11 protein-coding genes are annotated in these 12,979 nt (G+C 65.5%); 8 read left to right on the top strand and 3 right to left on the bottom strand.

Annotated elements, in window-relative coordinates:
* Nucleotides 1-28 precede the first annotated feature (28 nt).
* From cpdA to V9K84_RS19595, 7 genes are all read left to right on the top strand, one after another.
* On the top strand, nucleotides 29-844 hold the full coding sequence (gene cpdA / locus V9K84_RS19625; RefSeq protein WP_043863560.1) for a 3',5'-cyclic-AMP phosphodiesterase: 816 nt from the start codon (nucleotides 29-31) through the stop codon (nucleotides 842-844).
* A gap of 147 nt (nucleotides 845-991) precedes the next feature.
* A complete protein-coding gene (locus tag V9K84_RS19620) occupies nucleotides 992-1,600 on the top strand; it encodes a YqiA/YcfP family alpha/beta fold hydrolase (RefSeq protein WP_043863559.1) in 609 nt (202 codons plus the stop codon).
* 36 nt (nucleotides 1,601-1,636) lie between these two features.
* The gene (gene parE / locus V9K84_RS19615; protein WP_043863558.1) at nucleotides 1,637-3,541 is read left to right on the top strand and encodes a DNA topoisomerase IV subunit B; all 1,905 of its coding nucleotides are present in this window, start codon (nucleotides 1,637-1,639) and stop codon (nucleotides 3,539-3,541) included.
* On the top strand, nucleotides 3,538-4,524 hold the full coding sequence (locus V9K84_RS19610) for an esterase-like activity of phytase family protein (protein WP_058541604.1): 987 nt from the start codon (nucleotides 3,538-3,540) through the stop codon (nucleotides 4,522-4,524). The genes parE and V9K84_RS19610 overlap by 4 nt, the downstream gene beginning before the upstream one ends.
* Nucleotides 4,521-5,039 (top strand): TIGR02281 family clan AA aspartic protease, encoded by a 519-nt coding sequence (locus tag V9K84_RS19605; protein ID WP_078479871.1) that lies wholly within the window; start codon nucleotides 4,521-4,523, stop codon nucleotides 5,037-5,039. The genes V9K84_RS19610 and V9K84_RS19605 overlap by 4 nt, the downstream gene beginning before the upstream one ends.
* Nucleotides 5,040-5,049: 10 nt before the next feature.
* Nucleotides 5,050-7,314, top strand: a complete 2,265-nt coding sequence (parC, locus tag V9K84_RS19600; protein ID WP_043863555.1) for a DNA topoisomerase IV subunit A — start codon at nucleotides 5,050-5,052, stop codon at nucleotides 7,312-7,314.
* Between the two features lie 172 nt (nucleotides 7,315-7,486).
* Entirely contained in the window at nucleotides 7,487-8,197 is a 711-nt protein-coding gene (locus tag V9K84_RS19595; protein WP_043863554.1) for a PqiC family protein, read from the top strand.
* Between the two features lie 69 nt (nucleotides 8,198-8,266).
* Here the strand turns inward: V9K84_RS19595 and V9K84_RS19590 are convergent, their stop codons facing one another.
* Entirely contained in the window at nucleotides 8,267-9,760 is a 1,494-nt protein-coding gene (locus tag V9K84_RS19590; RefSeq protein WP_058541603.1) for a HAMP domain-containing protein, read from the bottom strand.
* A 135-nt stretch (nucleotides 9,761-9,895) separates the two neighbouring features.
* On the opposite strand from V9K84_RS19590, the gene serB reads away from it, so the two are divergent.
* Nucleotides 9,896-11,110, top strand: a complete 1,215-nt coding sequence (gene serB, locus V9K84_RS19585; RefSeq protein WP_043863552.1) for a phosphoserine phosphatase SerB — start codon at nucleotides 9,896-9,898, stop codon at nucleotides 11,108-11,110.
* Nucleotides 11,111-11,263: 153 nt separating this feature from the next.
* On the opposite strand, the gene asd is transcribed toward serB, so the two are convergent.
* Both asd and V9K84_RS19575 read right to left on the bottom strand, forming a co-directional pair.
* A complete protein-coding gene (asd, locus tag V9K84_RS19580) occupies nucleotides 11,264-12,130 on the bottom strand; it encodes an archaetidylserine decarboxylase (protein WP_043863551.1) in 867 nt (288 codons plus the stop codon).
* A gap of 9 nt (nucleotides 12,131-12,139) precedes the next feature.
* The gene (locus V9K84_RS19575) at nucleotides 12,140-12,946 is read right to left on the bottom strand and encodes a rhodanese-like domain-containing protein (RefSeq protein WP_043863550.1); all 807 of its coding nucleotides are present in this window, start codon (nucleotides 12,944-12,946) and stop codon (nucleotides 12,140-12,142) included.
* Nucleotides 12,947-12,979 lie beyond the last annotated feature (33 nt).

Here is a 12,979-nt window from a genome sequence, read left to right as displayed (position 1 = left end):
CGTGCAGAATCCGCCCAAGGAGACGGCCTTGCCGCACTCGATCATCCCTTCCCGTGACGCCTCGGTGCTGCTGGTGCAGCTCTCCGACAGTCATCTGTTCGCCGAAGCCGAAGGCACGCTGCTGGGCATGAACACCCGCGACAGCCTGCGCCGGGTGGTCGAGCGGGTACTCGACGAACAGCCGGTGGTCGACCTGGTGCTGGCCACCGGCGACCTGTCGCAGGATGGCAGCGTCGAATCCTATCTGCAGTTTCTGGCCCTCAGCGGCAGGATCCCGGCCCCGGCCCGCTGGCTGGCCGGCAATCACGACGAGCCGTTCCCCATGGCCCAGGTGGCACGCGGCAGTTCGCTGCTCGAGCCGGTGGTGGATGCCGGCGCCTGGCGGGTGATCATGCTCAACTCGGCCGTGTGCGGCTCGGTGCCGGGGCTGCTGGCAGACGATCAGCTGCAACTGCTCAGGCAGGCCCTGGAGGCCGCACCGCAGCGCCATTGCCTGATCTGCTTCCATCACCAGCCGGTTTCCATCGATTGCGCCTGGATGGCGCCCATCGGGCTGCGCAACGCCGATGCGCTGTTCGACCTGCTCAAGGGTTATCCACAGGTGCGCGCGCTGCTCTGGGGGCATATCCATCAGGAGTGGGACCAGCTGCGTGACGGTGTGCGTCTGCTCGCCTCGCCGTCCACCTGCATTCAGTTCGAGCCGGGCAGTGAAGACTTCAAGGTGGGCGACCAGGCCCCGGGGTATCGCTGGCTGCGCCTGCATGACGACGGCAGGCTCGAGACCGGGGTCTCGCGCGTGACCGACTTTGCCTTCACCGTCGATTACGGCAGCAGTGGGTACTGAGCGCTGCAAGCTGCAAGTGAACGCGAATATCACCGCCCGGTTGTAACCTGATGTTTGAAAGTTGCCGCTCAAGGCTTCTCGAACAGGCTAAACTGCGCGTCTTTTGTGCTCGTTGCGACGGGCGTTGCATGGGCATCGGGGGCGATCATGTCGGGTTCGATTCTTTATATCCACGGGTTCAACAGTGCGCCCAGTTCGACCAAGGCCAGCCAGCTGAGCAGTGTGATGCAGCAGCTGGGGCTGGCCGGGCAGCTGCGCGTGCCCCTGCTGGACAACCATCCGCGCCAGGCCGTGGCGCAGCTTGAACGTGCCATCGCCGAGCTGGGTTCGCCATTGCTGGTCGGCAGCTCGCTCGGGGGCTACTATGCCACCCACCTGGCCCAGCGCCACGGGCTCAAGGCCCTGCTGATCAACCCGGCCGTCAATCCGCACCAGCTGTTCGACGGCTACCTGGGCCCGCAGCAGAATTTCTACACCGGGGAAACCTGGGAGCTGACACTGGACCACGTGCAGGCCCTGGCCGAGCTGGAAGTGCCCGCACCGAGCGACCCCGAGCGCTTTCAGGTATGGCTGCAGACGGGCGATGAAACCCTGGACTACCGCCGTGCCCAGGCCTTCTATCGGGCCTGTGCGCTACGCATCGAGGCCGGTGGCGACCACAGCTTCCAGGGCTTCGCGCAGCACCTGCCGGCCATGCTGAGCTTTGCCGGCATTGCACCGCAGGTGTACCAGGCGTTCGATTTTTCTGTACTTTGACTGATTATTTTCACCTACGACTGACGACGAGAACCCATGGCCAATCCCAGCGCTAGCGCCTATAACGCAGACGCCATCGAAGTCCTCTCCGGCCTTGACCCGGTGCGCAAGCGCCCGGGCATGTACACCGACACCAGCCGGCCCAATCACCTGGCCCAGGAAGTCATCGACAACAGCGTCGACGAAGCGCTGGCCGGCCACGCCCGCACCGTGCAGGTCATCCTGCATGCAGACCATTCGCTGGAAGTGTCCGACGACGGTCGCGGCATGCCCGTGGACATCCACCCCGAAGAGGGCGTGTCGGGCGTCGAGCTGATCCTCACCAAGCTGCACGCCGGCGGCAAGTTTTCCAACAAGAACTACCAGTTCTCCGGCGGCCTGCACGGGGTGGGCATCTCGGTGGTCAACGCCCTGTCCAACCAGGTACGGGTACGGGTCAAGCGCGACGGCAACGAGTACCAGATGACCTTCGCCGACGGCTTCAAGGCCACCGAGCTCGAAGTGATCGGTACCGTCGGCAAGCGCAACACCGGTACCAGCGTGTACTTCGCGCCCGATCCCAAGTATTTCGACTCGCCCAAGTTTTCCATCAGCCGCCTCAAGCATGTGCTCAAGGCCAAGGCCGTACTGTGCCCGGGGCTGCTGGTCAGCTTCGAGGACAAAGGCACCGGCGAGAAGGTCGAGTGGCATTACGAGGACGGCCTGCGCTCGTACCTCGAAGACTCGGTAAGCGAGTTCCTGCGCCTGCCCGATGCGCCGTTCTGCGGCAGCCTGGCGGGCAACAAGGAGGCCGTGGACTGGGCCTTGCTGTGGCTGCCCGAAGGCGGCGACAGCGTGCAGGAAAGCTACGTCAACCTGATCCCCACCGCCCAGGGCGGCACCCACGTCAACGGCCTGCGCCAGGGCCTGCTCGATGCCATGCGCGAGTTCTGCGAGTTCCGCAACCTGCTGCCGCGCGGGGTCAAGCTGGCCCCCGAGGACGTGTGGGAGCGCATCAGCTTCGTGCTCTCGATGAAGATGCAGGAGCCGCAGTTCTCCGGCCAGACCAAGGAGCGCCTGTCGTCCCGCGAGGCCGCCGCATTCGTTTCCGGCGTGGTCAAGGATGCCTTCAGCCTGTGGCTCAATGCCCACCCCGAAGTGGGCATGCAACTGGCGGAACTGGCGATCAACAACGCCGGGCGCCGGCTCAAGGCGAGCAAGAAGGTCGAGCGCAAGCGCGTGACCCAGGGCCCGGCACTGCCGGGCAAGCTGGCCGACTGCGCCGGGCAGGACCCGATGCGCGCCGAGCTGTTCCTGGTCGAGGGTGACTCGGCCGGTGGTTCGGCCAAGCAGGCGCGCGACAAGGAGTTCCAGGCCATCCTGCCGCTGCGCGGCAAGATCCTCAACACCTGGGAAGTCGACGGCGGTGAAGTGCTGGCCAGTCAGGAAGTGCACAACATCGCGGTGGCCATCGGCGTCGACCCCGGTGCCACCGACATGAGCCAGCTGCGCTACGGCAAGATCTGCATCCTGGCCGACGCCGACTCCGACGGCCTGCACATCGCCACCTTGCTCTGCGCCCTGTTCGTGCAGCACTTCCGTCCGCTGGTGGAGGCCGGCCACGTGTACGTGGCGATGCCGCCGCTGTACCGCATCGACCTGGGCAAGGAGATCTACTACGCCCTGGACGAGGCCGAGCGCGACGGCATCCTCGACCGCCTGGTGGCCGAGAAGAAGCGCGGCAAGCCGCAGGTCACCCGATTCAAGGGCCTGGGCGAGATGAACCCGCCGCAGCTGCGTGAAACCACCATGGACCCGAACACCCGGCGCCTGGTGCAGTTGACCCTGGAAGACCTCGAAGGCACCCGCGAGATCATGGACATGCTGCTGGCCAAGAAACGTGCGGGCGACCGCAAGAGCTGGCTGGAGTCCAAAGGCAACCTGGCCGAGGTACTGGCTTGATCGCTCGGTGCCTGGCAGCGCTGTTGTCACTGCTGGGCGTGCCGGCGCTGGCCGAAACCTGGCCGGAGCTGGCGATGCAGAGCGAGCATCCGGTAGAGGGCATGCGTGGCGGCAACCTGTCGGGGCTGGCCCTGTGCAACGGCGAGCTCTGGACCGTCTCGGACCGCGACGACGACCTGCTGTACCGCCTGGACACCACCCAGACGGTGTGGCAGGCCGAAGGTATTCGCCTGGAGGTGCCGCCGGTGCCGGACAGCGGCCTGCCCTGGGGCCTGCGCTCGAGCAACTGGGCAATGTCCTACGTGCGCGGCGGCGAGCTGGATTTCGAAGGCATCAGTTGCGATGCCGCAGGCAATCACTACCTGGTCAGCGAAACCCATGTGGCGGTGCTCAAGGTACCGGTCGCAGGCGACCCCAGCTGGCTGAAGATCGACCCGAGCATGGTCCGCCAGGCGCGCGCCAGCGGCATGCTGCTGCACTTCAATGCATTGTTCGAAGGCATCGCCGTGAACCCGGCCGGCGATCGCCTGTGGCTGGCCGCCGAGCGCGAGCGCCGCGGGCTGATTTCGATCAATCGCCAGCAGACCACCTGGCACTGCGGTGATGGCTGCGTGCTGCTCAGCGAGGCCGGCACCGAGATGCAGCCTGCGCAGATGCCCAATGCCCGCGAGCGGCCCCGGGATTTTGCCGACCTGGCGCTGTTCGAAGGCAAGCTGTTCACCCTGGAGCGCAACGCCTACCGTATCTGCCGGCGTGATGCCGACACTGGAAGCGTGGAGCGCTGCTGGTCGTTCGCTGCCGATGCCCTGATCGAATCGCGGCAGTATTCGCAGCCGTTCGGCCTGGCCGAGGCCCTGGTGATCGATGCCAAGGGTGCCTGGATAGGCCTGGACAACAACGGCGGTCGCCGCGCCGATGGTGAAAACCGCCCGATCGTGTGGCGCTTTGCAGCGCCCCAGGGCGGCTGGAGCGCCAAACCGTGAGCCAGGCACCGGGCAAGCGTGCCGGCCGGGTGATGCTGGTGCTGGCGTGGGCGGCCGGCCTGTTCCTGGCCACGCGCTTTTTCGGCGACTGGGAGCAGCGCCAGGCCAACCCCAACAGCCAGATCAGCTCGCAGCACGGCGATGGCTATGTCGAGGTGCGGCTGCTGGGCAATGGCCAGGGGCATTTTGTGGCCGACGGTCTGATCAACGGCCAGGCCGTGCATTTTCTGCTGGATACTGGCGCCACCGACGTGGCGATCCCCGAGAGCCTGGCCCGGCAGTTCAGCCTAGAGCGTGGTGCGCCCGTGACCCTGAGTACCGCCAATGGTCGTACCGAGGGCTATCGTACCCGCCTCGACAGCCTGCAACTGGGCGATATTCTGCTGCGCGACGTACGCGCCCTGGTGGTGCCGGGGCTGGACGGCGAGCAGGTACTGCTGGGCATGAGTGCCCTGAAACAACTCGAATTTACCCAGCGCGGCGGCACCTTGCTGCTGCGCCAGACCTTGAAATGATGAGGCCCGCATGAGCGACTCCCTTGATCTCAGCCTCGATGGCGTAGAGCGCCGGTCACTGGCTGACTTCACCGAACAGGCCTACCTCAACTATTCCATGTACGTGATCATGGACCGTGCGCTGCCGCATATCGGCGACGGTTTGAAGCCGGTGCAGCGACGCATCGTCTACGCCATGAGCGAACTGGGCCTGGACGCCGATTCCAAGCACAAGAAATCGGCGCGTACCGTCGGTGACGTGCTCGGCAAGTTCCACCCGCATGGCGATTCGGCCTGCTATGAAGCCATGGTGCTGATGGCGCAGCCCTTCAGCTATCGCTACACCCTGGTCGACGGCCAGGGCAACTGGGGTGCGCCGGACGATCCCAAATCCTTCGCGGCCATGCGCTACACCGAAGCGCGCCTGTCGCGCTATTCCGAGGTGCTGCTCAGCGAGCTGGGGCAGGGCACTGCGGACTGGGGCCCGAACTTCGACGGTACCCTCGACGAGCCCCTGGTGTTGCCGGCACGTTTGCCGAACATCCTGCTCAATGGCACCACCGGTATCGCCGTGGGCATGGCCACCGACGTGCCGCCGCACAACCTGCGCGAAGTGGCCACCGCCTGCGTGCGCCTGCTCGACGAGCCCAAGGCCACGGTCGAACAGCTGTGCGAGCACATCCAGGGCCCGGACTACCCGACCGAAGCAGAGATCATCACCCCGCGCGCCGACCTGCTGAAAATCTACGAAACCGGCCGTGGCTCGGTGCGCATGCGCGCCGTGTACCACATCGAGGACGGCGACATCGTGGTCACCGCGCTGCCGCACCAGGTGTCGGGCGCCAAGGTGCTGGAACAGATCGCCGCGATGATGCAGGCCAAGCCGTCCAAGGCGCCGCAGGTGGCCGACCTGCGTGACGAATCGGACCACGAGAACCCGTGCCGCATCGTGATCATCCCGGTGCACAGCCGCGTCGACCACGAAGCGCTGATGCAGCACCTGTTCGCCAGTACCGACCTTGAGTCCAGCTACCGGGTCAACATCAACATCATCGGCCTGGACGGCAAGCCGCAGTTGAAGAACCTGCGCACGCTGCTGGTCGAGTGGCTGCAGTTCCGCGTGCAGACCGTGCGCCGTCGCCTGCAATTCCGCCTGGACAAGGTGGAGCGTCGCCTGCACCTGTTGGACGGCTTGCTGATCGCCTACCTCAACCTGGATGAAGTGATCCACATCATCCGTACCGAGGAGCACCCGCGGGCCAGGTTGATCGAGCGCTTTGCATTGAGCGAGATCCAGGCCGACTACATTCTCGACACGCGCCTGCGCCAGTTGGCCCGTCTGGAAGAGATGAAGCTGCGCAACGAGCAGGACGAACTGCTCAAGGAACAGGCCAGGCTGCTGGCGCTGCTGGGCAGCGAAGCCAAGCTCAAGAAGCTGGTGCGCACCGAACTGCTGCAGGACGCCGAAACCTATGGCGACGACCGTCGCTCGCCGATCGTCGAGCGCGCCGAAGCCCGTGCGATGACCGAGCACGACCTGCTGCCCAACGAAAAGGTCACGGTGGTGCTGTCCGAGAAGGGCTGGGTACGTTCGGCCAAGGGCCACGACATCGATGCCACCGGGCTCTCGTACAAGGCCGGCGACGGCTTCAAGACCGCAGCCGCGGGGCGCTCGAACCAGTATGCGGTGTTCATCGACTCCACCGGCCGCAGCTACTCGGTGCCGGCGCATACGCTGCCGTCGGCACGGGGCCAGGGTGAACCGCTGACCGGTCGCCTGACCCCGCCGCCCGGTGCTTCGTTCGAGTGCGTGCTGATGCCCGAGGATGACGGCTTGTACGTGATTGCCTCCGATGCCGGCTACGGCTTCGTGGTCAAGGGCGAAGACCTGCAGGCCAAGAACAAGGCCGGCAAGGCCCTGTTGAGCCTGCCGAACAACGCCAAGGTGATCCTGCCGCGCCCGGTGGGCAACCGCGAGCAGGACTGGCTGGCGGCGGTGACCACCGAAGGGCGCCTGCTGGTGTTCAAGATCAGCGACCTGCCACAGCTGGGCAAGGGCAAAGGCAACAAGATCATCGGCATTCCGGGCGATCGCGTGGCCAGTCGTGAAGAATTTGTCACCGACCTGGCAGTGATTCCCGAAGGTTCGACCCTTGTATTGCAGGCCGGCAAGCGTACCCTGTCGCTCAAGGGCGATGATCTGGAGCACTACAAGGGCGAGCGTGGGCGGCGTGGCAACAAGCTGCCGCGCGGCTTCCAGCGGGTCGATGCGCTGCTGGTGGAAAACGTCGAATAAGCGACCTGGTGGCCGCAAACGGGTATTTTAGTGACCGTTTGCGGCTTAAACACTGGAGTCGCACGGAACTTTCGCGGATGATAGGCCCCTTGTGGTGCCAGCGTAGCTGTGTGCCCGACGTATTCATGAGTATCACTGCGGCAAGCCGTGTGGCGGCCGCCTGGATGGGATGATGACTTTTCTGCGCCTTCCATTTGTTCTACTGCTCAGTGGCGTGCTGGGCTTGGCCGGGTGCAGCATGCACCAGCCGGTAGCGCTGTATCAGCTCGACAGTGGCGAGCCGGGGCAACCTGGCCAGAGCAACGGCATGGCCGTGGTGCTGGGGCCGGTCTCGGTGGCCGACTACCTGCAACGCGAAACCCTGCTGCAACGCCAGCGTGACGGCAGCCTGACGGCAGCGACCGATGGTCGCTGGGCGGGCAGCCTGTCGGCCGACATCGACCAGTTGCTGGTGCGCCAGCTGGCCTGGCGCCTGGACAGCCAGCGTGTGGTGCTGGCACCGGCCAGTACCGGGTTCAACCCGGATGTGCAGGTGCTGCTGTCGATCACGCGCCTGGACTCGGGCGTTGGCCAGCCGGCGATCCTCGATGCCCAGTGGCGCTTGCTTGATCGTCGTGGCCAGGTGCGTGACAACCGCATCGTGCATTTCGAGCAGCCCCATGAAGGCAGCTCGGCGGCGCAGGTACAGGCGCAGGGGCAACTGCTGCAGCGTCTGGCCGAGCAGTTGAGCGTGGCGTTGAAGCCGTTGGCCAATCAGCCGCCGATCGTGCAGGAACAGCCGAAGAAGGCCACGCCGGTACAGCAGGTGCGCAAGGAACCGGAGAAACCGAAGATTCCGATGGCGACACCGATTCGTACCGAGATGGAAGTGTTCCGGTTTTAACCGGCCACAAAAAAGCCCGCAGCGATGCGGGCTTTTTTGTGGTCGGTTGAAACCGGCTCCTACGGGGCCTCAGGTCTTGATCTGGCGCTCGTGCATCCGTGCCAGCTGGCGCTCCAGCATAGACGGATACGGCTCCATCAGGCGCTCCACACAGCACGCCCCTTCAGGGCTGGCAATCGGGCGGATGCGGGCACGCTGGCGAATCAGCGCATCATCACTGACCTTGCGCTCCACCAGCAGCAGGTTGCGGCTGTGTTGCGACAACGCCAGGGCATCCTGGGCCTTGTCGGTCAGCAGCAGGTCGATCTGGCTCAGGCCGTGCAGGTCTTCACCCAGCGCCAGGCCCAGCTGCAATTGCAGGGTAATCCCGCTGTCGGCCACTTCCACCTGCAACGCATGCCCCAGGGCACGCAGCAGTTCGCCACAGCAGATGGCGTTGGTCAGGTAGTCCTCGCCGCTTTCCGAGCTGTGGAACAGCAGCAGCGTGCTGCCATCGTTGAGCGTGTGCACTTCGCTTTCATACAGCGACGCGGCCTGGTCGAGGCAGTCGCGGTAGCGGTCCAGCAGTTCGGTCAGACGTGCCCGAGGCAGACGGCGCAGTTGCTCCTGGGAGCCCAGTTGCACCGCCAGCACCGCACTGGCCTGCGGCTCGCGTGGCGCAGTGGGTACTACAGCCTGCGGCGCGGCATCGCTGTCGTCGCGCAGGTCGGCAAACGCCTCGTCGTCGTCTTCATCATGCGCTACTGGCCTGGGCAGCGCCGGCTTGGGCTCCAGCGCCGGCTCGCGCAGGTTGCGCACCTGGAAGGCCGGCTGCGCTTCGTGTTCCTCGTAGTCGTCTTCTTCCTCGGGCTCTGCTTCAGGCTCCGGCGGTGGCGGGGCAAAGCGCGAATGCAGCTGGCGCGCCAGGTCGCCGATCTCGTCCTGGCGGTCGGTGGCCGGGGTGTAGGCATCCAGGTCGCGCAGCCACACCCGCAGTTGCAGCAGCGGCGTCGAAATGAAGCGCCCCAGGCGCAGGCTCAAGGCCAGGGCCAGGGCCAGCAGGATCGCCGCCAGAATGCCCATGCTCTGCAGGCTGATGGTCAGCGGCTGCTGGAACTGGCTCATGTCCAGGCTGATGCGCAGTTGCCCGGCCGTCACGTCCTGGAAGGTGATCTTGGTCTGATACAGGCCCTCGACCTCGCCCAGCAGGCCGTTTTTCGGGCGCTGGCCGGCTTCGGCGAGGATCCGGTTGTCGACGCTGTAGATGGCGGCATGGGCCACCAGCGGGTTCTTCACCAGGTTGCCGAGCAGCACGTTGAGGCTGAGGATGTCGTTGGACACCAGCAGTTCGGTGGCAGACGTGGCGGTCTGCGTGGTCAGGCTCTGACCCAGGGCGTCGGCCTGCTCGTGCATGGCCTGCTTGAACTGCAGGCCCATGACCCCGGCGTAGATGACCAGCGCCAGCGCTACCAGAAACACGTTGTGGCAGGCGATCCGCAAGGCCAACGGCACACGGCGCTGGCGCAGGGCACGGAAGATCAGCAGGAAGAAATTGTCGGTTTTAACTGGCGTGGGCCGGTTCACAGAGCGCGGCTCTTTATGTCGGAGAAGGTGCTGCGCAGTATAGCGACAGGGCATGGGCCGGCAAAGTATCGACTGCGCCCGATGGTCTGCGAAAGTGGGTAGAATGCGCGTTTTGTCACTGTGTCGGAGCCCGTTTTGCGCGAAATCGTTCTGATTAACATCACCGGCGAGGACCGTCCGGGTCTCACCGCGGCCATTACCGGCGTGCTCGCCCAGGGCGGGGTGAACATCCTCGACATCGGCCAGGCGGTCATCCACGACACGCTGTCGTTCGGCATCCTGGTGGAAATCCCCAGCACCGAGCAGGCCAGCGCCGTGCTCAAGGACATCCTCTTCACCGGGTACAAGCTGGACCAGCAGGTGCGCTTCACCCCGGTTTCCGAGCAGGACTACCAGCAGTGGGTCGACGGCCAGGGCAAGGCCCGCCACATCGTGACCCTGCTGACGCGCAAGGTCACTGCCGAGCAGTTGCAGCGGGTGAGCTCCATCACCGCCCAGTACGGGTTGAACATCGACCATATCGACCGTCTGTCGGGTCGTATCGCGTTGGACACCCCGGCCGACCAGGGCAAGGGCTGCATCGAGTTCTCCGTGCGTGGCGAGCCGGCCGACCCGCAGGCCCTGCGTGCCGAGTTCCTCAGCGTGGCGCAGGAGCTGAACGTCGACATCGCCTTCCAGCAGGACTCGCTGTTCCGCCGCAACCGTCGCCTGGCGGTGTTCGACATGGACTCCACCCTGATCGAGGCCGAGGTCATCGACGAGCTGGCCAAGGCGGCAGGCGTGGGCGAGCAGGTGTCGGAAATCACCGAGCGTGCCATGCGTGGCGAGCTGGATTTTCGTGCCAGCTTCAAGGAGCGCCTGGCGCTGCTCAAGGGCCTGGACGTCAACGTGCTGGACGAGATCGGTGCTTCGCTGCGCCTGACCGAGGGCGCCGAGGTGCTGTTCGCCGAGCTCAAGCGCCTGGGCTACAAGACCGCGATCCTGTCGGGTGGCTTCACCTACTTTGCCAAGCAGCTGCAGGCCAAGCTGGGTATCGACTATGTGTTCGCCAACGAGCTGGAAGTGGTGGACGGCAAGGTGACCGGCGTGGCCGTGGAGCCGATTGTCGACGCGCAGCGCAAGGCTGACCTGTTGACCGAGCTGGCACGCAAGGAAGGCTTGCAGATGGAGCAGACGATTGCCGTGGGCGACGGTGCGAACGACCTGCCGATGTTGGCGATTGCCGGCCTGGGCGTGGCGTTCCGGGCCAAGCCGCTGGTCAAGCAGTCGGCCAAGCAGGCGATCTCGACGCTGGGGCTGGATGGGGTGCTGTATCTGCTGGGCTTCAGGGATCGCGACGGTCGCGACTGAGAAAGCGGGGCCGCTGCGCGGGTCAAGCCCGCTCCCACAGGTTTGCCATCGCTTCAGAAGGCCGTGCAGCCCCTGTGGGAGCGGGCTTGACCCGCGATGAGGCCCGACAGCCTGGCACAAAAAAGCCCGCATCGCTGCGGGCTTTTTGTTGGGTCAGGCGTGCTGCGCCGGCAACCCCAGGCATTCGCCCATGTTCACCACCGACCCCGCACCCAGCGATTCGGCCCACTTCACCTGCTCTGGCCCGAACAGCACCACAGCCGTCGAACCCAGCTTGAAGCGGCCCAGCTCGGCGCCTTTTTCCAGGTGGATCGGTGCACGCGCTGCCTCGTCGTAGCGGAAGGTCTTCAGCTCGCGCTTGGGCGGCGTGACCAGCCCGGCCCATACCGTCTCGACCGACGCCACGATCATCGCGCCCACCAGCACCACGGCCATCGGCCCGCGCTCGGTATCGAACAGGCACACCACGCGCTCGTTGCGCGCAAACAGCTCCGGCACGTTTTCGGCGGTGGTCTGGTTGACCGAGAACAGCCGGCCCGGCACGTAGATCATCTCGCGCAGGGTACCGGCCAGCGGCATGTGCACGCGGTGGTAGTCCTTGGGCGACAGGTAGATGGTGGCGAATTCGCCGCCCATGAACGGCGCAGCATTGGCCGGGTCGCCGCCCAGCAGCTCAAGGGCGCTGAAGCTGTGGCCCTTGGCCTGGAAGATGCGGCCATGCTCGATCGGGCCCAGCTGGCTGACAGCGCCGTCGGCCGGGCACAGGATCGCCCCCGGGGTCTGGTCCAGCGGGCGTGCATCCGGCTTGAGCGCGCGGGTGAAGAATGCGTTGAAGTGCTCGTAGGCGGTCAGGTCTTCGACCTGGGCCTGGGACATGTCGACCTGGTAGCGCTTGGCGAACCAGGCGGTGAAGGCATTCTTGAACCATTTCACGCGGCATTCGGCCACGCAGCCGGCCAGGCGCGACAGCAGGTGGTGGGGCAGCAGGTACTGGCTGATGATGAACAAGCGGGATTTCATTGAATTTCCTTAAACTTCTACAGGCGTGTCGGGGTGGTTGCCCCATTCGCCCCATGAGCCGGCATAGGCCTTGACCCGTGGGTAGCCCAGGTGTTTGGCCACAAGATAGGTGAAGCCGGAGCGGTGGTGGGTCTGGCAGTGGGTGATCACTTCCTTGTCGCGGGTGATGCCCAACTGCTCGAGGATCTGGGGCATGTCCTTGCGGATGCGCAGGTGATCGTTCTGGTCCATGCCGGCCGTCCACTCGAAGTTGACCGCGCCCGGGACGTGTCCGCCCTTGGCGGCCAGCACTTTCTCGCCCCGGTATTCCTGCGGGCTGCGCGCATCCCAGACCGCCAGGTCGGCAGCGCCCAGGCGGCTTTGCAGGTATTCGCGGGTGGCGGTGGGGGCTTCGTGCAGGGTCAGGCTGACGCTGCCGGCAGCGGGCGCGGGCACATCGGTCGAGAGCTCGCCGGTCCAGCCCAGCGCGCCACCGTCGAGGTAGTGGTAGCGGGTATGGCCGATCACATCCAGCAACCAGATGAAGCGCCCGGCCCAGCCGCCGCCTTCGTCGTCATACACCACATACACGGCGTCCGGGTTGTGCCCCAGCTCGCCGAACAGCTTTTCCAGGTCGCCTTGGCTCGGCAGCAGCCCGGGCGCGGGTGGCTGGCCCAGCTGGGTGCGCTTGGGGTCGACGAAGCGCGCACCGGGAATGTGCCCGCTGCCATAGCGTTTCGTGCTGGTCAGGTCGACCAGGATCAGCCCCGGCGCATCCAGGCGGGCTTGCAGGTCGGCGGGTTCAATCACCAGGGGCAAGCCGGAAAAGTCAGTCATCCAGAGTCTCCAGATCGGAACAGAGTGGGCGAT

It is taken from the genome of Pseudomonas sp. AE27 (genome assembly GCF_037113495.1).
GTDB classification, from domain to species: domain Bacteria; phylum Pseudomonadota; class Gammaproteobacteria; order Pseudomonadales; family Pseudomonadaceae; genus Aquipseudomonas; species Aquipseudomonas palmensis.
This window is presented reverse-complemented; position numbering and strand designations above follow the sequence as displayed.

Bases quoted from the DNA above. Each gene is read 5' to 3' on its own strand.
- V9K84_RS19620 (WP_043863559.1), top strand. From the start codon at position 992: ATGTCGGGTTCGATTCTTTATATCCACGGGTTCAACAGTGCGCCCAGT.
- asd (WP_043863551.1), bottom strand. From the start codon at position 12,130: ATGAAATCCCGCTTGTTCATCATCAGCCAGTACCTGCTGCCCCACCAC.
- V9K84_RS19575 (WP_043863550.1), bottom strand. From the start codon at position 12,946: ATGACTGACTTTTCCGGCTTGCCCCTGGTGATTGAACCCGCCGACCTG.
- parE (WP_043863558.1), top strand. From the start codon at position 1,637: ATGGCCAATCCCAGCGCTAGCGCCTATAACGCAGACGCCATCGAAGTC.
- V9K84_RS19595 (WP_043863554.1), top strand. From the start codon at position 7,487: ATGACTTTTCTGCGCCTTCCATTTGTTCTACTGCTCAGTGGCGTGCTG.
- parC (WP_043863555.1), top strand. From the start codon at position 5,050: ATGAGCGACTCCCTTGATCTCAGCCTCGATGGCGTAGAGCGCCGGTCA.